Raw genomic sequence first — 20,424 nt, 5'->3', positions numbered from 1 at the left:
GAAAAGGCCCAGCCTCCCTCGGGGAGACTGAGCCTTCGGACTAAGCGCTATGAGCGCTCAGTAGGTACTCAGACCGGGCGAACGTTCTGAGCCTGCAGGCCCTTGGGGCCACGGGCCACGTCGAACTCGACCTTCTGGCCTTCCTGCAGCGTGCGGAAGCCCTGGGTCTGAATCGCAGTGTGGTGGCAGAAGAGATCCTCGCCCCCGCCGTCCTGCATGATGAACCCAAAGCCCTTCGCGTCGTTGAACCACTTCACGGTACCAGTCGCCATTACGCTTCTCTTCGTCTTTCTCTACCAGCTTCATGAATTGAGCTGGTTGCCACGCCGTGTGAGGGTGCGGCCCTGGCCATGTGTCACGTTTCCGGCCAGTTGCATAGGGGGTCCCCCACACGCAGGCACCCTTTTTCCGGGCGTGGACATAACCCGCGGCATTCGCGCCCCATTCCGCACGAATTCTCCACCGCCACCACCCGGCATGCGCCCGGATGGCAGCGGCGCACCTACTTCGCGGCGCTCTTGAGCACGGGCAGCTTGGGCGCCCGTCCGTACAGCAGTTGGTACGTGTTGAAGGAGCGCAGCACGCGCTTGATGTAGCCGCGCGTCTCGGAGATGGGGATTTCCTCCACCCATGCGTCCAGCGCCAGGTCCGGCCTGTCGGACCTCCAACGATTCACCGCGCCAGGACCGGCGTTGTAGCTGCCCACCGCAAAGGGCGTGTGTCCGTTGAAGCGCTTGAGCAAGCCGCCCAGGTAGTGGGCCCCCATGCGGATGTTGAGGTCGGGCTGGAGCAACTGGTCCACGCTGAAGCGCTTGAGCTTCAGCTCGCGCGCCACGCCCTTCGCGGTGGACGGCATCAACTGGGTGAGGCCCATCGCTCCCGCCCACGAGAGCGCCTTGGGGTCCAGCGCACTCTCCTCCCGCATCAACGCCTGGAGCAGGTCCGGCTCCACGCCCACGTCCGCGGTGTGCTTCTCGATGCTGTCGCGGAAGGCGTTGGGATAGGCCACCTCCCACACCACGCGCGTCTCCGGAGTGATGCGCCCGCTCAAGTCCTTCCGCAGCGCCAGCCGCGCCACCGCGTGGGCGGAGCGCTCGTCCCCTGCCTCGTGCAGCACCAGCACCAGCAGGCGCACGGACTCCGCGGGCAGATTGGTCCGGTTGACGGCCAGCATCTCGGACGACACGGCTTCCTTGAAGCCCAGGCGGTACAGCTCCACGCCCGCGCGGAAGTGCGGGTCCTCGCCCATGGGGCCGGCGAACAGCGGCCAGGGGCTGGCGGCCTCGGGCACGGCGAAGATTTCGGCGGACACCTTCTCCAGCCGCGGCAGGTCCACCTTCGCCAGCTGCGAGCGCGCCATCAGCCCGTAGTAGGTCGCCGGGTGGTCCACGGAGAGCTTCTCGAACAGCTCCGCCGCGCCCTGGACGTTGCCCTTCTCCTGCATCGTCCGAGCACGCCAGTAGCGCGCGCGCTCCACGTCGTAGCTCTCGTCCGCCTTGGCGAACTGCGCCTCGATGCGGTCCAGGAACGACAGGCCAGAGTCCTCCACGCCAGTGGTGCGGGCAATCCAGAACGCCTTGAAGAGCGCCTCGCCCAGGAAGTCCCCCTGCGGGTACAGCCGGGCCAACGTGTCCAGGCGGGCCATGGCCTCCTTCGGACGGCCCGTCTTCAGGTAGAGGTCGGCCGCGTAGAAGAGGCCGTCATCCGCGAACGAGTGGTCCGGGAACTCGCGCGCCAGCCGCTCGTAGGTCTCCGTGCCCCGCGCCTGGTCGACGATGGAGCGCGACGAGCCGAGCACGTACAGCACGCGCGCTAGCAGGTCGCGGTCCTGGCACTTCTCCGCCACGGGCGTCAGCACCTGGATGGCGCGCGTGTGCTGGCGCTCCTTGCGCATGCCCTTCCCGTAGGCGAAGTGCGCGCGACAGGCCAGCGGGTCCGGAAGCGCCAGCTTCGGCAGCAGCGGCTCCAACTGCTCCAGGCCGGCCTTGTTCCGGTGCAACTCCACCAGCGCCTCGCCACGCCCCACCCTCGCATCGACGGGCGGCGTCTGCCCCTTGAGGCGCTTCTCGGCCTGCTTCGACAAGGCGGACAGCGGGTGCGCGGCCCACAGGCGCCACAGCGCGGCGCGCTCGGCGGCCTTGTCTTTCTTCTCCGCGGCGATGTCGGCGATGGCCATCAGCGCCTCGGCGCCCACGTTGCGGCCCCAACTGGGCGCCGCGCGCGACGTGAGCGGCTCCAGCGCGGCCATGGCGCCCGCCGCGTCCTTCTTCTTGCGCAGCACGCGCGACAGGGCCAGCCGCGCGTCCACGTACAGCTTGGACTCGGGTGGCACCTGCTCCAGCAGCACCGCGGCCTCATCGAAGCGGCGCAGGCTCTCCAGCGCCACGCCGCCATGCGTCAGGCAGCGGTCCTTCAGCGCGGGATAGTCCGGGGCCAGCGCGGTGAATTCCTTGGCGGCGGACGCGTCATCTCCGGCGCGGACGGCGGCCAGGGCGCGCAGGTAGCGCACCGGCGGGCTGTCGCCCTCGTCCTTCAGCAGCTCGCGGGCGCGCGTGTACTGTCCACGGTCGAACGCGTCACGGGCCTCCTTCTTCTTGCCCTCGCCGAAGTAAGGCGCCAGGTCCTCCAGCGCGTAGCGGCGGCCTCGGTGCACCACCGGCGTGGGCGGCGCGGCATTGGGGAAGGCGGGGTTGAGCACCTCCACGTAGCCCACCGGAAGCGGCGCCTTCTCCGAGTCGGGAGGGGGCGACAACTGCGCCTCTGGAGGCGCGTTGCTGGGGTGCTGGGCCGGCGCTTCGGACGCCTCGGGCTCGGCCGGGGTGGACGAAACCGCCTGAGGGGCGGGGGCCTGCGCGGTCATCAGGAGCGCGGAGGCGGCGACGGCGAGCTTGGAAAGGAAGGGCTTCATACGCGGGGGCTGGGTCCCAGGGAGATGCGCGCGGGCTCGCCCCAGGACAACCGGCAGGTCATGGAAAATTTCCGGAGGCTGACACAGGTTAGACTGTCCGCCTCCTCATGGACATCCGGACACAGAGCGCGCTGCTGGCATCCATCATCGGGCTCGCCCTGGGCGTGTCCATGTTGCTGCGGCCCGGCAGGCCCAGGGTACTGACGCTGTACTCCGTCTTCGCGCTGACGGTGGCCGGCTACTACCTTTCGCTCTTCTTTCACAGCGTCTTCCCGGCCGGCGACTACCCGTGGACATCCCGCATCTTCGTGGGCGCCACCATCCTGGTGGGTTCCCTGGTGCCGGGCGCGGCTGTTGCCTTCTTCCTGGAGTTCCTGGGCGTCAGCAAGGGGACGAACCTGGTGGGCCGCCGGCTCGCCCTGCTGTCCGCCGTCCTGGGGCTGACCGTGGCGGTCACCCCCCTGGCCGACAAGCTCTGGGCCCGGGTGGGCATGGGCGTGTGGGTGCTGGGCACGTTGCTGACCTACGGTTCATTGCTGCTCCACCGGGTCCGCACCACGGAGTCGCGCATCGAGAAGTTCCGGCTGGCGTACCTGGCCATTGGCGCGGGCGCGGCCATCCTCTTCTCCGCGCTGGATTTCCTGGTCAGCTTCGGCATCCCCTTCCCCACGCTGGGGTCGGTCTTCTCCACGCTGTACCTGTTCTTCCTGGCCCACACGCTGCTGCGTCTGCGGCTCATGGACCTGCACGAACTGCTGGGCAAGATTGCCTCGCAGACGGTGCTGGCCAGCATCCTGGCCGCCGTCTTCACGGTGCTGACGGCGTGGGGCAAGGAGAACACCGGCCTCTTCCTCTTCAACACGGTGGTGGCCGCGTTCGTCATCCTCATCCTCCTGGAGCCGCTGAAGGTGAAGGTGGAGGAGATGGTGGTGCGCATCTTCTTCCGCGAGCGCTTCGCCCTCCTGGACTCGCTGGGCGCGCTGCGCGCGCGCATGGCGAACGTCATCGAAATCTCCGAGCTGGCCCGGCTGGTGCTGGACACCCTCCACGAGACGGGCCGCGTCACGCACGCCTCCGTGTACCTGCTGGCGGAGGACCGGCCCGGGTACCGGCTGCTGGATTCGCGCGGCCCGCTGCCGGTGGCCTTCCTGGACACGGCGGTGGCGCGCGGCCTGCTCTTCGCGGCGGCCAGCGGACAGAAGGCGGTGCTGCGGGAGAACGTGGAGCGCCGCATGGCCACCATGCGGCTGCAGGCGGTGGAGGGCAAGCGCTACCGGGACGAGCTCAAGCGGCTCAACGATACGCGCACGGCGCTGGTGCAGGTGAAGGCCGGCATCGCCGTGCCGCTGATGGGCAATGACCGCGTCATCGGGTTCCTCAACCTGTGGGACGAACGGGTGCCGGAGGCCTTCGCGTCCGACGAAATCGCCATCATCCTGGAGGTGGCGGAGCGGCTGGCGACGGTGCTGGAGAACTCCAAGCTCTACGAGAAGATTCGCGAGCGGGACCGCCTGGCTGCCCTGGGTGAAATGGCGGCGGGTCTCGCGCATGAGATTCGCAATCCGCTGGGCGCCATCAAGGGCGCGGCGCAGTGCCTGGACCCGGCGCACTACCAGGGCGAAGACGCGGAGTTCCTCGAAGTCATCGTCGAGGAGGTCAACCGGCTCAACGGCGTGGTGACGGCGTTCCTCGACTACGCGCGCCCGCTGAAGCAGAGCTTCGGCACCACCGACCTCAACGAGGTGGTCACGCGCACCATGCGGCTCATCCAGAACGATGTGCCGTCCAACCTCCACCTGGTCGTGGAGTTGGACTTGATGCTGCCGCGCGTGGACGGCGACGCGGAGCAGCTCAAGCAGGTGCTCATCAACCTGGTGCAGAACGCGGTGCAGGCGCTCGAGACGCGCGAGGGCCGCATCAGCGTGCGCACGGAGAAGCCGGAGCGCTTCGGTGAGCTGCGCAGCGCCGGCACCGAGTTCGTGGAGGTGCGAGTGTCCGACAACGGGCCCGGCATTCCTTCGGACCAGCACCCGCACATCTTCGTGCCGTTCTACACGACGAAGCAGAAAGGCACCGGCCTGGGGCTGGCCATCTGCCAACGCATCGTGAAGAACCACGGCGGCAGCATCTCCGTGCAGAGCAAGATGGGCGAAGGCACCACGTTCGTCATCCGCCTCCCCTCCCTCCCCTCCGAGCAGCCACCCGCGGAGGCCATCTCCGTGGACGGCCTGCCTGCCGGGAAGCGGCCGTCGCAGTCATTGCCCGTGTCCGACGAACTGCGCGACGCGGGCAAGCCATCGCATGTGGACGCCCGCGTCAAGCGGGAGCGCCGCAAGCGGCTCCGCGCGTAGCGACACCGGGCGGCGCACCTGGGGAACACACCTTCCGGACATTGCTGCTTTCGCCCCTGGGGGCGAGCGCCTATAGGTCATCCCCATGAGCGCATGCCCCTTCTGCCAGAACTCGATGCAGCTCACGCCCAGCGGTGAGCTTCCCCTGGAGACCTGTGGCGCCTGTGGCGCGGTGTGGTTCGAGGGCGAAGCGCTCACGAAAGTCATGGGAGGCTCCGTGTCGGATGCGCTCCTGCGACGCGCGGAAAACCGCCCAGGATGCTGCAAGGGTTGTCAGGGCGAGCTCCGGTTCGTCCCGGAGTGCGCACACTGTGGAACCCGCGCCCCCACCTGTCCGCGCTGTGGCCACGCGCCCCTGCCCGTGGTGGAGGTGTTCGGGGTCCCCATGGAGGTGTGCTCGGGCTGCGCGGGCGTGGCCCTGGACGCGGGCGAGCTCCAGCAACTGCAAGACGCCGTGGAGACGTACCGCAATGAGCCGCTGGATGCCCGCGCCACGGTGCGGCTCGAAGGGCCTCCCTGCTGTGCCGCGTGCCGACGCAAGCTACGGCTGGAGCACGGCTTCGTCGCGGAGGAGCGCCTCTACTGCGGGAGCTGCGCGCCCAGTGGCGCCACCCCCTACAGGGAAACGTTCAGCAGCCATGACATCCCGATGTTCGTCCCCACCCGGCGTGGAGGCCAGGCCTTCAACCTGGGCGGGTACGCCTCCGAGGGCTTGATGTGGCTGCTCCACCGGATGCTCACCCAAATGACCCGGGCGAGCGCCACGCGGCCCTCATCCCAGTGACGCGGACGCCTCGGCCAGCTTCTCCTGCGCGGCCTCCCAGCGGGCATAGAGGTCTTCCAGTTCCTCCTTGCCCGCGCGGTGCGTTTCCATCAGCGGCTTGGCGCGCGCGAAGTCGTTGTAGAGGGCCGGGTCCGCTAGCTGCGCCTCGCGCTCCTTCTGTCCGGCCTCCACCTCGGCGATGCGCGCCTCCAGCTTCGCAATCTCCTTCTTGAGGGGCCCTTCCACCACGCTGCGGCGCTGGCGCGCCTCCGCCTCCAGCCGCTTGCGGTCCTTCTCCGTCATCGGCCCGGAGGCCACCTTCTCGCCCCGCGCCAGGCCCGCCGCCATGGCCGCGGCCTCCGCGGCCGCCTGCTGCAGCTTCTGCTGGTGGTACAGGTAGTCGTCCAGGTTGCCCGGGTGCGGCGTGAGCTTCCCGTCCGCGACCTCCCATACGTGCGACGCCAGGCCGTTGATGAAGCTCCGGCTGTGGCTGACGAACAGCAACGTGCCGCCGTAGCCCTTCAGCGCTTCAATCAGCATCTCGGCCGAGTCCAGGTCCAGGTGGTTGGTGGGCTCGTCCATCAGCAGGAAGTTGGACGGCACCAGCAACAGCTTGGCCAGCGCCACCCGCGCGCGCTCACCACCACTCAGCACGCCAATGGGCTTCTCCACATCGTCGCCGCTGAAGAGGAACGCGCCCAGCACGCCGCGCACGTAGCTCTCCGGCTTGTCCGCGGCCAGCGGGCGCACCTCTTCGATGATGGTGTTCTGCCGGTTCAGCTTGTCCGCGTGGTGCTGCGCGTAATAGCCCACCACCACGTTGTGCCCCAGCGTCACCGTCCCGGTGTCCGGCGCCAGCTCGCCAGCGACCATCTTCAGGAGCGTCGTCTTGCCCGCGCCATTCGCGCCCACCACTGCGATACGCTGCCCGCGCTCCACGCGCCCGGTGAGGCCGTCGTAGATGGTCTGCGCGCCGTACCGTTTGGTGATGCCCTCCAGCGTCACCACGTCGCGCCCGCTCCGCTCGACCTCGGGGAAGCGGAACTTCATCGACGTCCGCTCCTCCAGGACCTGCACCTTCTCCAGCTTCTCCAACATCTTGGCGCGGCTCTGGGCCTGACGCGCCTTGGTGGCCTTGGCGCCGAAGCGGTCGATAAAGCCCTGCAGCTCCGCGCGGCGCGACTCCACCTTCTCGGCGCGGGCCCTCAACAGCTCCTTCTCCTCGGCGCGCAGGCGCTTGTACTCGTCGTAGTTCCCCGCGTATTCGCGCACGCCCTCCACTTCCAGGGACACCACCCGGTTGATCTGCCGGTTGAGGAAGTCCTTGTCGTGGGAGATGAGCACCAGCGCCTTGTTGGAGCGGCGCATGAAGTCGTCGAACCACGTGAGCGTGGGCACGTCCAGGTGGTTGGTGGGCTCGTCCAACAGGAGCAGGTCGGGGTCCTGGAGCAGCAGTCCCGCCAGGGCCGCGCGCATCCGCCAGCCGCCGGACAGCGCGGAGGTGGGCTTGGCCAGGTCCGTGTCGCGGAAGCCCAGGCCCTTGAGGATGCGCTCGGCGTGGTGGCGGCCGTAGCGGTTCTCGAAGTCGTCCAGCTCCGCGTGCAGGTCCGCCAGGGACTGGGACAGCTCCAGCTGGTCCTCCTCGTCCATGGCGGCGGCGAGCGCCTCCTCCGTCTCCTTGAGGCGCGCCTCCATGGCATCGCGGCCGGGCACGGTGCTCATCACCGCCTCCACCACGGTGCCATCCGGCAGCCCGGCGATTTCCTGCGGCAGGTAGCCCGCTCGGGCCTTGCGGCTGTACTGCACCGTCCCCGAGTCGGGCTGGGCCACGCCCGCCAGGATTTTCATCAGCGAGCTCTTGCCCGTCCCGTTGGCCCCTACGAGGCCCACCCGGTCCCTGGGACCCAGTGTGAAACTGTCCTGTTCGAAGAGGACCTTCTTTCCGTAGGAGAGACAGAGGTCCTGGGCGATGACGAGGCTCATGGCGCCGGGGATGTAACAGCCCGCGAGCCCCTCGGGAATGTCGGATGTGCCCGCCCGTTCGCTCTGGGGCCCTACAGGGGCTTTCCGGGTTGGGCCGGGGCCTGTCTATACTCCGGCCCCACATGGCTGCCCCCTGTCCCCATTGCGGAAGCACCGACGGCGTCGACCACCTCTGTTCAGGCCAGAGCCTCCAGCTCCTCGGCCAGGTGCTCGACGGCCGTTATAAAATTGAAAGCGTCCTGGGCCAGGGCGGCATGGGCATGGTGTTCCGCGCCACCCAGACGTCCGTGCAACGCCCGGTAGCGGTGAAGACGCTCAACCCGTCGCTGGCCGCCGCCCCCCAGTTCTTCGAGCGCTTTCGCCGGGAGGCGGAGCTCGCCAGCCGACTGCGGCACCCCAACGTCATCACCATCTTCGACTTCGGCCGGTCGCCGGACGGCACCTGCTACTACGTGATGGAGCTCCTGGAAGGCGAAAGCCTGAAGGAGACGGTGAAGCGCCAGGGCCCCATGTCCCTGCGACGGGCCTTGAGCCTCGTGGAGCAGGCGTCGCAGGGCTTGGCGCACGCGCACGCGGAGGGCTGCGTCCACCGCGACCTGAAGCCGCACAACATCATGGTGCAGCAGCTCAGCGGCCAGGACTTCGTCAAGGTGCTGGACTTCGGGCTGGTGAAGGCCATGGAGTCCGAGGAGGAGGAGCAGCTCACCTCGACCGGACAGGTGCTGGGCACGCCCCAGTACATGCCGCCCGAGCAGGCCGGCGGCGAGTCCGTGGACCAGCGCTCCGACCTCTACTCCATGGCGGGCGTGCTCTATTTCTGCCTCACCGGCAGCTCGCCCTTCGGCGCGAACACGGTGCGCAAGGCGCTGACCGCGTCGCTCACCCAGGCGGTGCCCTCCGTCAACACCAAGCGCCAGGGCGCCCCCGTGCCGGCCGCGCTGGATGCCTTCTTCAAGAAGGCGCTCGCCCCGGAGAAGGAGGATCGGTACCAGAACGCGCAGGAGTTCATCGACGCGATGCTGGACACAGTGGCGGACCTCTCCTCCGAAGAGCTGGACGCCATGCCGAGCGGCGGCGTCCCCAGCGCCAGCGAGCGCGGCAGCAACAGCCGCAGCCGTTCCAGCCGTCAGGGCAGCCAGAGCGGTATCCGCTCCTCGCGGGTGGGCGCCGCGCCGACCCTGGGCCGGGGCTCCACGCCGTCCAACGTCGTCGTCGCCAGGCCCCAGGGCGGCGGGAGCGGCTCGTCGTCCTCTCCCAGCCGCGTCCGCTCGCAGACGTCCCGGTCCGCGCCGCCTCCTCCGCCCCCGCCTCCCGAGCCGGAGGGCATGTCCACCGGCAAGAAGGTGGCCCTGGTCGCCGTGCCGCTGGTCCTGCTGGGCATTGGCGCGGCCGTGGTTCTTGGCAACCCGGGCGGCAGCGCCCCCGCGACGCCGGTGGTCGTGAACGTCCCCCGCGACGCCTCATCGGCCACGACGCAGACCGCGACCGGCACGACGGGAACGCCCGAGGAGTCGTCCGTCCTCACGGTGAGCCTCGATTCGACGCCGTCCGGCGCATCCATCTACGAAGGCGAGGAGATGGTGGGCACCACGCCCACGAAGCTCCAGCTCCGCCGCGACAAGGTGCACTCCTTCAGCTTCCGCATGCCGGGGCACCAGGACAAGGAGCTCACGCTCAACCTGCGCCGGGTGGCCGGGGATACGCAGACGGCGAACGTGGTGCTTGAGCCCGTGCGAACCGCGGCCCCCGGGCGTTCGCCGCGCCCCCCGCCGAAGCCGGCGAGCCCGTCCGGGCCTGACATCTCCGTCTTCGAATAGTCCCCACGGGGGCACGCGGAAGCGCCGCGGTGCCCCCTGTCCTTCAGACACCCGCTTCAGGCGAGCTTCGCGAGGGTCGGGAGGACTTCCCCGCTCTTGCCCACGATGCGGTGCTCGAAGCGGTTGGAGTTCTCCGCCGGGTCCAGGTTGACGAGCCACGTCTTCCCGCCCGCCTTGCGCACCTGGTCCACGATTCCAGCGGCCGGGTACACGGCGCCGGAGGTCCCCGCCGCCAGAAAGACGAAGCGTCCACCCGAGGTGGCGGCCCGCAGCGAGAAGTCCTCGATGCGCTGGATGTCCGCCGGGTCCAGGTATTCGCCGAACCAGACGATGTGGGGCCGCAGCAGCTTCCCACACGCGTCGCACTCGGGCACCGACCCCGTGGGGTACACGGTGGCGTCCTCGAACGGGGGCCGCTCGCAGCGGCTACAGCGCGTCTTGAAGAGGTTGCCGTGCATCTCCACCACCCGCTGACTTCCGGCGCGCGAGTGCAGGCCGTCGACGTTCTGGGTGGCGAGCAGGAAGCGGTCCCCCAGGTGGCGTTCCCAGGCGACGAGCGCCTCGTGGCCCGGGTTGGGGTGGACGGCGGCGGCGGCCTTGCGGCGCTCCGAGTAGAAGCGCCACACCAGCGCCGGGTCCTTCCGGAAGCCCTCGGGCGACGCCACGGCCTCCACGGGTTGGTCCTCCCAGAGTCCGCTCATCCCGCGGAAGGTGGGGACTCCGCTTTCAGCGGAGACTCCCGCGCCCGTGAGAACGAGCAGCCAGGTATTCGAATCGAGGATGAGCGAATCCATGTCGGCTCCTGTGCGGTGGAAAGCGAATCAAGCTATGGATGGGACGCTGACCCTACCGGGGCCTGACGCTCGCGGGGGTCGCCTTGCGAGGTCCCATCATGGCGGAAGTCACCCTGGATCTGCGCGGCATGCCCAAGGCCGAAGCCTACGCCGAGCTGAAGCAGCATGCGCGCGCGGTACTCGAGGGCATCGACGACGACATCACCGGCATGGCCACCATGAGTTGCCTGCTGCACCACGCCTTCGGGAACCTGTGGACGGGATTCTACCGCGTCGTCACGCCGGGCCGGTTGCTGCGGGTGGGCCCTTACCAAGGCACGCTCGGGTGCCTGGAAATCCCGTTCGGCAAGGGCGTGTGCGGTGTCGCCGCGGCGAAGGGCGAGTCGGTGGTGGTGGCGGACGTCCACGCCTTCCCGGGCCACATCACCTGTGACGGGCGCTCGGCATCGGAAATCGTCGTCCCGGTGTTCGGCCGCAACCGGGAACTGCTGGCCGTGCTCGACATCGACTCCGAGCACAAGAACACCTTCGACGAAGTGGACCGCCGCGAGTTGGAAGAGCTGATGCGCTGGTTCCAGCGGTAGCGGCGGCCCGCGTCCGGGTACTCAGCTCGCGCGTGCGTACGCCACGGCGAGCTGACCGGCGAAGCGCGCGTTGTTGGTGAGCAGCGCCAGGTTGGCCTTGAGCGTCTTCCCCCCGGTGCGCTTCGCCATTTCCGACAGGAGGAAGGGCGTCACGGCCTTGCCGCGGATGCCCTGCCGGTCCGCGTCGGCGAGCGTCGCGGCGATGTGCAACTCCACCTCGTTGCGAGGCAGGGACGTCTCCTCGGGCGGGGGCACGGTGTAGAGCACCCCACCCTGCTTCAGCGACTCGAAGCGGGCGCGGGCGATGCGGGCAGCCGTGTCCACGTCATCCGCGCGGTGCTCCAGAGGGATGCCAGAGCCCTGGCTGTAGAACGACGGCAGTTCGTCCGTCCCCACGCCGATGACGGGCACGCCGGCCGTCTCGAGCAGCTCCATCGTCTTGGGCAGGTCCAACACGGACTTGGCGCCCGCGCACACCACGGCGACGGGGAAGCGCGCCAGCGCGGCGATGTCCTGGGAGATGTCGAAGTGCTCCGACGCCCCGCGGTGCACACCCCCAATGCCACCGGTGGAGAAGACACGAATGCCCGCGGCGGCGGCCATCTCACACGTGGCGCTCACGGTGGTGCCTCCCGTGGCGCGCGTGGCCATGGCGACGGCCAGGTCCCGGGACGCCACCTTGAGCAGGCGCTCCTTGCCCTCCGCCAGCCGGCGCATCTCCGGCTCCTCCAGCCCGACGCACAGCTGCCCGTCGATGATGGCGGTGGCGGCGGGAACGGCGCCAGCGCGGCGGATGGCCTCCTCGCACGCTCGGGCCGCGGCCAGGTTGTCCGGATACGGAAGGCCCTGGGCCACGACGCTCGTCTCCAGGGCCACCAGCGGTTGGCCGGCCTCGAGCGCGCGGCGCACCTCTTCCGAAAAGCGTAGGTCCATGCCCAGGCGTTTAGCATGCCCGGCTCCAAACGTCGGCTTGCGCGCGCGGCCCCTCGGGCCTATTCCCCTGCCGCCGTGTCCACGCCCACCACCGCCGTTGTGCCCGCCCCCTCACGCGGCATCTCCGCGTCCGACCTGGCCATCGTCGGCGTCGTGATTGCCTGGGGCACCAACTACACAGTGGTGAAGGAGGCGATGGAGACGCTCCCTCCCCTGGCCTTCATGTCGCTGCGCTTCACCATCGCGGCGTTGGCCATGGGCGCGCTGCTCCTCGGCGTCGAAGGCTGGAAGCCGCTTCCGCGCCCGGTGTTCCTCAAGCTGCTGGGGCTCGGGCTGGTGGGCAACACCGTGTACCAGGTGTGCTTCATCCTCGGCCTGGCGAACACCTCGGTGGCCAACAGCGGGATGCTGACAGCGGTGACGCCGGTGCTGGTGGCCACGCTTGGTGCCCTGTTCGGCGTGGAGCGGCTCACCCGCCCGCTCGTCGCGGCACTGGCGCTGGGCGTGGTGGGGATGCTGCTGGTGCTGGGGGGACGCGGCGCGTCCGAACATGGCGCGTCCTTGCTTGGCGACGGGCTCATCGTCGGCGCGAGCCTCTGCTGGGCCATCTACACGGTGGGCATCCGCACCGTGGGCCCGGAGGTGTCCGCGCTGCGCATCACCGCCATCAGCATGCTCACGGGCGCACCGGGCGTGGTGCTCGCGGGAGTGCCCGAGCTGCTGCGACTGGAGACCGAGAACATCCGCGCCGGCGCCTGGGCGGGCGTCGTGTACTCGGCGCTGGTGCCGCTGGTGCTCGCGTACTTCATCTGGGGCCGCACCGTGCAGAAGGTGGGCAGCAGCCGCGCGGGGCTCTACAACACGGGCATCCCCGTGGTGGCCGCCCTCACGGCGTGGGCCGTGCGTGGAGAGCGGCCCACCTGGATGCAGGTGCTCGGAGCGGGGCTCGTCCTCTCCGGCGTGCTGCTCAGCCGGCGGAAGTGGTAGGCGCCGCGTCCCGACTCACTCCCGGCGCCCCCGCTCCACCGCGAGCCCGTACTCCTCAATCTTCTTGTCCAGCGTGGGCCGGCTGATACCAAGCAGCGCCGCGGCGCGGACCTTCTTTCCCGACGCCTCGCGCAGGGCCTCGGCGATGGCATCGCGCTCCAGCCGGGCCACGCGTCCCTGCAACGTCTTCGCGCCCTCGTCGCCGCCCTCCTGGAACTCCGGGGGCAGTTGCAGCGCACCCACTCGGCTCGCCGCGTACAGCAGGCCCAGGCGCTCCCCCACCAACTCCAGCTCCCGCAGGTTCTGCGGCCACCCGTACTCCGTCAGCAGCCGCCGGGCCTCGGGACTGAGCGTCGGTGGCTCCTTGCGAATCCGGCGGGCCGCGCGCGCCGCGAACTGCTCCAGCAGCGGCAGCACGTCCGCACGCCGCTCGCGGATGGGCGGGGCGTCCAGTTCGAAGCCCGACAGCGCCCGAGCCAACGAGGCCTCCACGTCGCCGCGCGCCGCCAGCAACGACACCGACGCGGGCGCGGTGGCCAGCACCCGCACGTCCACGGGCTCCTCGCCGCCTTGCCGCGCGGGCGCTGAACGGCGCGCCAGGGCCCTCGCCAGCCGCTCCGATGCAGGCCGCGCGAGCGACTCCACGTGGAGCAGCACCAGCGAGCCCCCATCCGCGCGCAGCAGCGCGGATACGACAGGCGGCTGCCCGGGCGCGCTCGCCCTGCCAAACAGCGCCTCCTCCACGGCATCGGCGGGCTCCCGGCAGTCCACCACGATGAAAGGCCCCAGGGCCCGAGGCGAACGCGCATGGACGAAGCGAGCCAGCAGCGCCTTGCCCACGCCCGGCTCGCCATGAATCACCACCGGCGCGGCGCTGGCGGCCACCCGGCGCGCCAGCTCCAGCAAGGCCCGAAGCGGTCGGGACGTGCCGGAGAGCGCGGCCACGGGCGGCTCCGCATCCACTCGGGAGCGCACGGTGGTGTAGGCCTCGCCCCCCAACCGTCCCAGCGCCGCGAGCAACTGGCCCTCGCCCTCACTGAACTTGGGCTCCGCCCGCGTCACGTACAGCACGCCGAAGGGCATGCCGCCTGAGGCGACCAGGGGCGCGCATAGGACGTCATCCGTCTGGACCAACTCCTTGCGCTCCAGCGCGGCCTGCGCCAGCGCGCGCGGCATCGTCAGCGCCTCCGCGCCCGCCACCGCCGCGGTAAGCAAGCCATCACTGCTGCCCAGCAGCGCGGCCGCGCGGTCGGCATTGAGTGCGTGCGCGACCTCATCCGCCAGGCGCCGCAGCACCAGGGCGCCACTCGTCGCTCCCAGCAGTGCAATGCCCGCCGAGTACATCGCCGCCGCCGCGCCCACGTGAGGCAACACTTCTTCGATGGGCACCTGCCCCATCTTCTCTGGCCCGTCGGCCACCAGGGTCACCGGGGGCGGCTCGAAGAGGGCCGTTGTCACGCCCACGCGCACCTGGTCACCGGGCTTGAGCACCACCTCATCCACGAGGCGCTCGCCGTTGACGAACGTCCCGTTGCGCGAGCGCAAGTCGCGGATGCGCGCCTGCCCGTCGAGAACGGAAATCAACGCGTGCTTGCGGGAGACCTGATGGTCATCCAGCGGGATTTCACACGACGGACTGCGGCCAATCGTCGCCTCCGCGAGCACGTCGTGACGACGCCCCGCGGAAGGACCGGTGAGCAGCAGGAGGGCGGGCATGGGGCGCGGAGCCTAGCGCCCCGCGATGGCTGGGCAAGGCCCCCTGGCGCCGCTTGCTACATCGGCCGTTCGGCGTTCAGGAGTTCACGGAGTTCCCGCTCGTCCAACGCCCGGCCTTCCCGGCTGATGGCCAGCGCGTTGACCTGGGTCTCCGCGACCTCTACGTGGGCACCCTTGCGCCACTCGGTTGTATGCACCGCGCCATCAACGAGCTTGCCCACCACGGAGCCCTCGTCCCGGCCCATGACCTCCAGCCACAGGTTTTCCGTGACGGTGTTCCCTTCGGGATGCGTGTCGAAAGGAGCGCGCACCAGGAAGGTGAGTGGCTCCATCAGGCCCCTGCGCTGGAAGCGCGCGAGGAATGATGGGAGCACCAACTGGGCCTCCCGCCGCATGGCCTGGGTCTGCTCCTCAGGCTCCGTCTCGAAGCGCTCGCGGTAGGGCTCCAACAACTGGGACGTGTTGTGCCGGCCCAGCGGGGACACCACCGTGAGGAAGAGCCCCTCGTGGCCCTCGAAGGTGTCCAGGGGGACGCCCAACAGGTTGGCGCGGGCCTCTTCCGAGGGCACGAGCGTGAAGACCTGTCCCTCGCTGGTGCCTACCTGGGTGCGCAGCGCTGGCCCCTGCCCGAAGGCCAGGTCGGTGCACAGCTCGTGAAGGAAGCTCTCCGCGGCCAGCAGGTCCTTCTCGGCCAGGTGGAAGATTTCCAGGTCCCGGGCCCCGAACTTCTCCATCCCGTGCGAGTGCACCCACAGGGGCGTGTCCCCCTCCGTCGCCTCCACGGCATGGAGGTGGACGTGGTCGCGGATGTCGAAGTCCAGCTCCGTGATTTCCGCCACATCGTCGGGCTCGTGGAGCTTGAAGGCGGTGAGGTCCACCAGCACGCCCTGCACGTGCTCCAGCAGCGTGCGCACGGCCCACAGGGCCTCGAAGACAGGCAGCGTGGGCTGCGCCCCGCCCGGCTCCACGGACAGATGGTAGTAGGCCTTGGCGCGCCCCAGCCGCTCGAAGGCCTCCGGGCTGCCGCTGAACACCTCCTTGCGGAAGCGCGGCAGTCCCTCGGAGCCCCGCGTCAGACGCACCAGCACCTCGGAACCGTCCGCCCGCAGCGTGAAACCCTCGCCGTCCGCGTCCGGGGTGAACTCCACCTCGTCGTTCGCGAAGGACGCGCGCAGTGCATCGAGAGGAGCCGGGCCCTCCTGCTCCGTCGCCAGCAGGTAGACCTCCATCACAGGTGCTTCTCGATCTGCCGGAAGAGGTCCACGCGGTCCACCAGGTTGGTCAAATAGTCGAGCTTGTCCGTGGGCAGCACGAGCACCGGTGACAGGCGGTAGCCCTCGAACCACTCCTCGTAGAGGGCATTGAGGCGCTGCAGGTAGCGGGTGGGGATGTCCCGCTCCATGGCCCGGCCACGGATGCGGATGCGTTCACGAATCGTCTGCACCGGGCAGCGGAGGTAGATCATCAGGTCGGGGGGCCGCAACGACTCCGAAATCGTCTCGTACAGCTCGCAGTACGTCTTCCAGTCCCGCTTGTCGATGAGCCGCTGCCGGTGGAGGTTCTTGGCGAAAATCTCCGCGTCCTCATAGAGGGTGCGGTCCTGAAGCACCGTCCCGGAGGTACGCTCCAGCTCCCGGTGCAGGCGGAACTTGTGCGTCAGGAAGAAGAGCTGTGAGCGGAACGCCCACGTCTTCATGTCCTTGTAGAAGTCCGCAAGATAGGGGTTCTGGTCGTTGGGTTCGAAGGAGGGCGTCAACCCGTACTTCCGGCAGAGGAAGGACGTCAGCTCCGTCTTTCCGGCGCCGATGTTGCCCGCGATGGCGATGAACTTTTTCCTGGCCACACCACCCCTGCTTGTAACCCCGCCGAGCTGCGCGCACCAGAAACAACGTGTAGGTAGGACATGGTAGAAGGAGTGCATGCCCCCCCGTCGTCCCGTTCAACGCGTGACAGGTGCCGCCGTCCTCCCTCATGGGAGTCGCCGCCTGAGCGTCTGGCCAGGGAGCTTCGGCGGGCAAGCCCGCGGGCCCGGGCACCTTCTGGCCCTGAACATCGGCCCCCAGGAGGCGGGCTGAGGGATGCGCAAGCTCTTTTGCATTTTCGTGGCGGGCGTCTGGACGCTCTTCTGTTTCCCCCTTGCCATCTTGGCGATGCTGCTCACGCTCAACCCATCGCGCTCCATCTGGGTGGCGCGCGAGCTCTGGTCGCCCGTGCTGCTGTGGGCAGGGGGCGCGAAGCTGGAAGTCATCGGCCAGGAGAACGTGGACCCGAATCGGCCCACCATCTACGTGGCCAACCACCAGTCCACCATCGACATCCCGGCGCACTTCCTGGCCGTCCCCGTCCCTTTCCGCTACGTCGCCAAGACGCAGCTCAAGTGGGTGCCCCTCATCGGCTGGTACTTGGCGCTCGCGGGCCACGTCTTCATCAACCGGTCCAACCGCTCCAAGGCCATCGCTTCGCTCAACGCGGCAGCGGCCAAGATTCGCGGCGGCACCAGCATCTTCCTGTATCCGGAAGGCACCCGCTCGACGGACGGCCGCGTCCTGCCCTTCAAGAAGGGCCCCTTCGCCCTGGCGCTGAAGGCCCGCGTCCCCGTCTGCCCCGTCACCATCGAGGGCTCCGGCGACCTGATGCCCAAGTCCACCTGGAACATCACCCCCGGTCCCATCCGCGTGAAGATTGGCAAGCCCATCGACACGACCACGTTCGCCGAGAACGACCGCGAAGGGCTGGCCCGAGCCGTCCGCGCCGTCATCATCGCGGACAGCCTGTCCCTCGGGGGCAAGGGCGGCGACGTGGATGACGCCGTGGCCGCCGCGGGCGCCGAGGGCGTCAGCGACGCGCGCGCCCGAGCCCTCTCCTCCACCTGAGACGCCTCTCCGAGATGACCATTCGCCACCTCCGTTCCCGTCCCTGGATTCGCGCCGCAGTACTCGGCGTGGGCCTCCTGACTGGTTGCAGCACCACCTCCTCCAACTCCGCCAAGGCGCGCCCCACCGATCCTCTCTCCCAGGCGCGGGCCTACCTGGACGAGCATCAGCCCACGAAGGCCCTGAGGCTGCTGACGGACCTGCACCGGCAGACGCCGGACGACCTGGACGTGGCGCGCTCGCTCACCGAGGCCTACGTGAAGGCGGGGCAGACGGACGCGTGGATCGCGGAGCTCCAGAAGCGAATCGCGGCGGGTGAGCGCGCGGTCGACCAGTACATGCTGGGCCTCGCCCTCTTCTCACGCGCTCGCGACGCGGGGGCGCCCAGCGTCGCCGCCTTCGAGCGCGCCGCGACCCTGGCACCGGACACCGCGGAGTTCCACTACCGGCTGGGGCTCGCGCAGCTGGAGTCCGAACAGTACACGGAGGCGCTCGGGCCCCTGCGGCGCGCCACGGCGTTGGCGCCAGCCCGCACCGCCTGGCGCCTGCCGTTGGCCAAGGCGCTGCACCGCACGGGAGACGCGCCCGGGGCCGTGGAAGCCCTGGGCACGGTGGTGCGGGGCCAGCCCACGCCGGCCGACGTCACCACCGCGCGGGCATTGATGGAGCAGATCGCGGATCCGTTCTCCGGCTTCCCCAAGGCCGCCGAGGCCAAGCTGGAAGAAGGCATGCGCTACCTGAAGGACCTGGATGCGCCCCAGCACGCCATCCTCGCCTTCGAGGAGATCCTGCTCGACTACCCGGACGTGGCGGTGGTGCACGCCCTGCTGGGCCTGGCCTACCAACGCCTGGATGACGCGGGGCGCGCGGTGGACGAGTTCAAGCAGGCCATCGAACGCGCCCCCCGCGACGGCAAGAACCACTTCTATCTGGGCGAGCTCTACCTGGCGCGCCAGCGCCCCGACGCGGCCCGTGTCTCCTTCGAGAAAGCCGTGGCGCTCCATCCGCTGCTGGAGACCGCGTGGTTCCACTTGGGTGACATCCACCTGGAGCGCAGGGACCTCACGGCCGCCCGCGAGTCCTTCACCGTGGCCACCGCCCTGGCACCGGACGCCGTGGCGATGCGAGGCAAGCTGGCGCTCGTGTACCAACTGGAGGGTGACTTCGCCGCCGCCGAGCGCGAGCTGCGCCGCGTGGTCGAAAAGGACCCGGAGAACATGGAGTTCAGCCTGCGGCTGGGACTGCTCTACACCGAGCAGGCGATGAAGGCCTCGCGCCCCGAGGCGCGGAAGACAGCGGCCAGCGAGGCCGAGCGTTGGCTGATGAAGGTGCTGGAGACCCAGCCTGAAAACGCGGTGGCGTCACGCGCGCTGCAGCAACTCAAGGCACAGTAGCCATCCACGGGCCCAGCCCTCTACACTCGTTGTCCGATGAGCGACGGTCGCAAGCCCCCCCAGCATGGAACGCAGCCTCCTCGGGCGGCGTCTCCGTCTGGCTCTCAGCCGCGCACGCCGACGAACCCCGGCATGCCGCGCGCACCCAGCCAGTCCAACCTGCGGGTGATGTCCGCCGCGCGCGCCGAGCCGCTCCTGAAGGAGAAGCCAGACGGCCCGCTGGGGAAGCGCCTGGCGGGAGATGCGTCGAACCACCTCCTCAATGGCCTCTCCATCCTCAAGGAGCTGGTCGCGGATTTCCGACGGAGCGATCGCTTCTTCAAATACAAGGCGTCCATCATCGCCGGCTGGCTGCTGATGACGGTGACGAGCCTGGCCATTGCGTGCCCGGGCAGCACGGTGCGCAAGGGGGACATGGACGCGCGCCTGGTACTCAGTGACAGGTTGGACCGGCCCTCGGTCACCATCTGGAACGAGAGCAAGGAGCCCTGGTACGACGTCACCCTCACCGTCAACGGGCAGTACCAGGCGGCGGTGCTGACGGTGGCCCCGGGTGAGTTCATCACCATCACCCCCAAGCAGCTGATGGGCTCCAGCGGCACCGCGCCCGCGGACCTCCGCTTCCAGTCCATCCAGATGCGCAGCCGGGATGACAGCGCGGACCTCACCGAGGACCTCAACGCCGCCTGGGAGCGCATTCGCAAGCCGCAGCGATAGTCCGCCGTGGAAACACGAAGGGCGCCCTTCCTCTCGGAAGCGCGCCCTCGCGTTGCTCCCAGCCCCTTCTCTCGAAGGGGCCAGGTATGCAGTCCGTGCTGGACTACTCCGCCTTCGTCTCTTCCGCAGGCGCAGCCGCCTCGGTGTCGACGGGAGCGGCCTTCTCCGGCCGGTCCACGAGCTCCAGGAGGGCCATCTCCGCGGCGTCGCCCCGGCGGAAGCCGAGCCGAACGATGCGGGTGTAGCCACCGGGACGGCTGGCGTACCGGTCCTTGTACTCGCTGAACACCTTCTGCAGCACGTCGCGGTCCTTGACCGTACGGGCCGCCAGGCGAACGTTCGCGAGGCCGCCACGCTTGCCCAGGGTGATGATCCGCTCCGCGATCTTCCGGGCCTCCTTGGCCTTGGGAAGCGTGGTGCGGATGGCCTGGTGCTCCAGCAGCGAGGTCACCATGTTGTTGAGCATCGCGAGCCGGTGGCTCGTGCTGCGGTGAAGCTTCCTCTGTCCGACCTTATGGCGCATCGTCGTGCTCCGGAGTCCTGGTGAGGACTCCACCACTCCGGCCGTATCAGGTACCGGGTGGGATGGGCGGACCCGGTACGG

Annotated in this window: 17 protein-coding genes; 8 read left to right on the top strand and 9 right to left on the bottom strand. The window is 69.3% G+C overall.

Features of this window, described 5'->3' with window-relative positions:
- Nucleotides 1–68: 68 nt before the first annotated feature.
- Complete coding sequence (locus tag F8M74_RS26430; protein ID WP_011553379.1) at nucleotides 69–272, bottom strand: cold-shock protein; 204 nt, start codon at nucleotides 270–272, stop codon at nucleotides 69–71.
- A gap of 230 nt (nucleotides 273–502) precedes the next feature.
- The gene (locus F8M74_RS26425; protein ID WP_141256640.1) at nucleotides 503–2,908 is read right to left on the bottom strand and encodes a transglycosylase SLT domain-containing protein; all 2,406 of its coding nucleotides are present in this window, start codon (nucleotides 2,906–2,908) and stop codon (nucleotides 503–505) included.
- Nucleotides 2,909–3,015: 107 nt separating this feature from the next.
- On the opposite strand from F8M74_RS26425, the gene F8M74_RS26420 reads away from it, so the two are divergent.
- Together F8M74_RS26420 and F8M74_RS26415 are read left to right on the top strand one after the other, a co-directional pair.
- The gene (locus tag F8M74_RS26420; RefSeq protein ID WP_141256639.1) at nucleotides 3,016–5,259 is read left to right on the top strand and encodes an ATP-binding protein; all 2,244 of its coding nucleotides are present in this window, start codon (nucleotides 3,016–3,018) and stop codon (nucleotides 5,257–5,259) included.
- 85 nt (nucleotides 5,260–5,344) lie between these two features.
- Nucleotides 5,345–6,043, top strand: coding sequence for a zf-TFIIB domain-containing protein (locus tag F8M74_RS26415; protein ID WP_141256638.1), 699 nt, complete (start codon nucleotides 5,345–5,347; stop codon nucleotides 6,041–6,043).
- Here the strand turns inward: F8M74_RS26415 and F8M74_RS26410 are convergent.
- A complete protein-coding gene (locus tag F8M74_RS26410) occupies nucleotides 6,032–8,005 on the bottom strand; it encodes an ABC-F family ATP-binding cassette domain-containing protein (RefSeq protein ID WP_141256637.1) in 1,974 nt (657 codons plus the stop codon). The genes F8M74_RS26415 and F8M74_RS26410 overlap by 12 nt on opposite strands.
- A gap of 122 nt (nucleotides 8,006–8,127) precedes the next feature.
- On the opposite strand from F8M74_RS26410, the gene F8M74_RS26405 reads away from it, so the two are divergent.
- On the top strand, nucleotides 8,128–9,822 hold the full coding sequence (locus F8M74_RS26405) for a serine/threonine-protein kinase (RefSeq protein ID WP_163884571.1): 1,695 nt from the start codon (nucleotides 8,128–8,130) through the stop codon (nucleotides 9,820–9,822).
- Between the two features lie 56 nt (nucleotides 9,823–9,878).
- Here the strand turns inward: F8M74_RS26405 and F8M74_RS26400 are convergent, their stop codons facing one another.
- The gene (locus F8M74_RS26400) at nucleotides 9,879–10,616 is read right to left on the bottom strand and encodes an NAD-dependent deacylase (protein WP_141256636.1); all 738 of its coding nucleotides are present in this window, start codon (nucleotides 10,614–10,616) and stop codon (nucleotides 9,879–9,881) included.
- A gap of 98 nt (nucleotides 10,617–10,714) precedes the next feature.
- On the opposite strand from F8M74_RS26400, the gene F8M74_RS26395 reads away from it, so the two are divergent.
- Nucleotides 10,715–11,200 carry a GAF domain-containing protein gene (locus tag F8M74_RS26395; protein WP_141256635.1) on the top strand — a complete coding sequence of 162 codons (486 nt, stop codon included), beginning with the start codon at nucleotides 10,715–10,717 and terminating at the stop codon, nucleotides 11,198–11,200.
- 21 nt (nucleotides 11,201–11,221) lie between these two features.
- Here F8M74_RS26395 and F8M74_RS26390 read toward each other — a convergent pair whose 3' ends face one another.
- Entirely contained in the window at nucleotides 11,222–12,133 is a 912-nt protein-coding gene (locus F8M74_RS26390) for a pseudouridine-5'-phosphate glycosidase (RefSeq protein WP_141256634.1), read from the bottom strand.
- Nucleotides 12,134–12,208: 75 nt separating this feature from the next.
- On the opposite strand from F8M74_RS26390, the gene F8M74_RS26385 reads away from it, so the two are divergent.
- The gene (locus F8M74_RS26385; protein ID WP_141256633.1) at nucleotides 12,209–13,120 is read left to right on the top strand and encodes a DMT family transporter; all 912 of its coding nucleotides are present in this window, start codon (nucleotides 12,209–12,211) and stop codon (nucleotides 13,118–13,120) included.
- A 15-nt stretch (nucleotides 13,121–13,135) separates the two neighbouring features.
- Here F8M74_RS26385 and F8M74_RS26380 read toward each other — a convergent pair whose 3' ends face one another.
- Genes F8M74_RS26380 through F8M74_RS26370 form a run of 3 tightly spaced genes read right to left on the bottom strand, consistent with a single transcriptional unit; the run spans nucleotide 13,136 to nucleotide 16,679 of the window.
- Nucleotides 13,136–14,836 carry a sigma-54-dependent Fis family transcriptional regulator gene (locus F8M74_RS26380; RefSeq protein ID WP_011553368.1) on the bottom strand — a complete coding sequence of 567 codons (1,701 nt, stop codon included), beginning with the start codon at nucleotides 14,834–14,836 and terminating at the stop codon, nucleotides 13,136–13,138.
- Nucleotides 14,837–14,892: 56 nt separating this feature from the next.
- On the bottom strand, nucleotides 14,893–16,068 hold the full coding sequence (locus F8M74_RS26375; protein ID WP_171410298.1) for a DUF2314 domain-containing protein: 1,176 nt from the start codon (nucleotides 16,066–16,068) through the stop codon (nucleotides 14,893–14,895).
- Nucleotides 16,065–16,679: a deoxynucleoside kinase gene (locus tag F8M74_RS26370; protein WP_011553366.1), complete on the bottom strand. Its 615-nt coding sequence runs from the start codon at nucleotides 16,677–16,679 to the stop codon at nucleotides 16,065–16,067. The genes F8M74_RS26375 and F8M74_RS26370 overlap by 4 nt, the downstream gene beginning before the upstream one ends.
- A gap of 235 nt (nucleotides 16,680–16,914) precedes the next feature.
- On the opposite strand from F8M74_RS26370, the gene F8M74_RS26365 reads away from it, so the two are divergent.
- From F8M74_RS26365 to F8M74_RS26355, 3 genes are all read left to right on the top strand, one after another.
- Complete coding sequence (locus F8M74_RS26365) at nucleotides 16,915–17,709, top strand: 1-acyl-sn-glycerol-3-phosphate acyltransferase (RefSeq protein ID WP_140798344.1); 795 nt, start codon at nucleotides 16,915–16,917, stop codon at nucleotides 17,707–17,709.
- Nucleotides 17,710–17,723: 14 nt separating this feature from the next.
- Nucleotides 17,724–19,103, top strand: a complete 1,380-nt coding sequence (locus F8M74_RS26360; RefSeq protein ID WP_141256631.1) for a lipopolysaccharide assembly protein LapB — start codon at nucleotides 17,724–17,726, stop codon at nucleotides 19,101–19,103.
- A 132-nt stretch (nucleotides 19,104–19,235) separates the two neighbouring features.
- Nucleotides 19,236–19,820: a hypothetical protein gene (locus F8M74_RS26355; RefSeq protein ID WP_228560325.1), complete on the top strand. Its 585-nt coding sequence runs from the start codon at nucleotides 19,236–19,238 to the stop codon at nucleotides 19,818–19,820.
- Between the two features lie 103 nt (nucleotides 19,821–19,923).
- On the opposite strand, the gene rplQ is transcribed toward F8M74_RS26355, so the two are convergent.
- Nucleotides 19,924–20,343 carry a 50S ribosomal protein L17 gene (rplQ, locus tag F8M74_RS26350; protein WP_140791200.1) on the bottom strand — a complete coding sequence of 140 codons (420 nt, stop codon included), beginning with the start codon at nucleotides 20,341–20,343 and terminating at the stop codon, nucleotides 19,924–19,926.
- Between the last annotated feature and the right edge of the window lie 81 nt (nucleotides 20,344–20,424).

The sequence above is a fragment of the Myxococcus sp. CA023 genome, assembly GCF_010998615.1.
In the GTDB taxonomy this organism is placed as follows: Bacteria; Myxococcota; Myxococcia; order Myxococcales; family Myxococcaceae; genus Myxococcus.
Note: the sequence above shows the minus strand (reverse complement) of the source record. Positions and strands in the feature narration are given on the sequence as shown.

Bases quoted from the DNA above. Each gene is read 5' to 3' on its own strand.
- F8M74_RS26430 (WP_011553379.1), bottom strand. From the start codon at position 272: ATGGCGACTGGTACCGTGAAGTGGTTCAACGACGCGAAGGGCTTTGGG.
- F8M74_RS26425 (WP_141256640.1), bottom strand. From the start codon at position 2,908: ATGAAGCCCTTCCTTTCCAAGCTCGCCGTCGCCGCCTCCGCGCTCCTG.
- F8M74_RS26420 (WP_141256639.1), top strand. From the start codon at position 3,016: ATGGACATCCGGACACAGAGCGCGCTGCTGGCATCCATCATCGGGCTC.
- F8M74_RS26415 (WP_141256638.1), top strand. From the start codon at position 5,345: ATGAGCGCATGCCCCTTCTGCCAGAACTCGATGCAGCTCACGCCCAGC.
- F8M74_RS26410 (WP_141256637.1), bottom strand. From the start codon at position 8,005: ATGAGCCTCGTCATCGCCCAGGACCTCTGTCTCTCCTACGGAAAGAAG.
- F8M74_RS26405 (WP_163884571.1), top strand. From the start codon at position 8,128: ATGGCTGCCCCCTGTCCCCATTGCGGAAGCACCGACGGCGTCGACCAC.
- F8M74_RS26400 (WP_141256636.1), bottom strand. From the start codon at position 10,616: ATGGATTCGCTCATCCTCGATTCGAATACCTGGCTGCTCGTTCTCACG.
- F8M74_RS26395 (WP_141256635.1), top strand. From the start codon at position 10,715: ATGGCGGAAGTCACCCTGGATCTGCGCGGCATGCCCAAGGCCGAAGCC.
- F8M74_RS26390 (WP_141256634.1), bottom strand. From the start codon at position 12,133: ATGGACCTACGCTTTTCGGAAGAGGTGCGCCGCGCGCTCGAGGCCGGC.
- F8M74_RS26380 (WP_011553368.1), bottom strand. From the start codon at position 14,836: ATGCCCGCCCTCCTGCTGCTCACCGGTCCTTCCGCGGGGCGTCGTCAC.
- F8M74_RS26365 (WP_140798344.1), top strand. From the start codon at position 16,915: ATGCGCAAGCTCTTTTGCATTTTCGTGGCGGGCGTCTGGACGCTCTTC.
- F8M74_RS26360 (WP_141256631.1), top strand. From the start codon at position 17,724: ATGACCATTCGCCACCTCCGTTCCCGTCCCTGGATTCGCGCCGCAGTA.
- F8M74_RS26355 (WP_228560325.1), top strand. From the start codon at position 19,236: ATGCCGCGCGCACCCAGCCAGTCCAACCTGCGGGTGATGTCCGCCGCG.
- rplQ (WP_140791200.1), bottom strand. From the start codon at position 20,343: ATGCGCCATAAGGTCGGACAGAGGAAGCTTCACCGCAGCACGAGCCAC.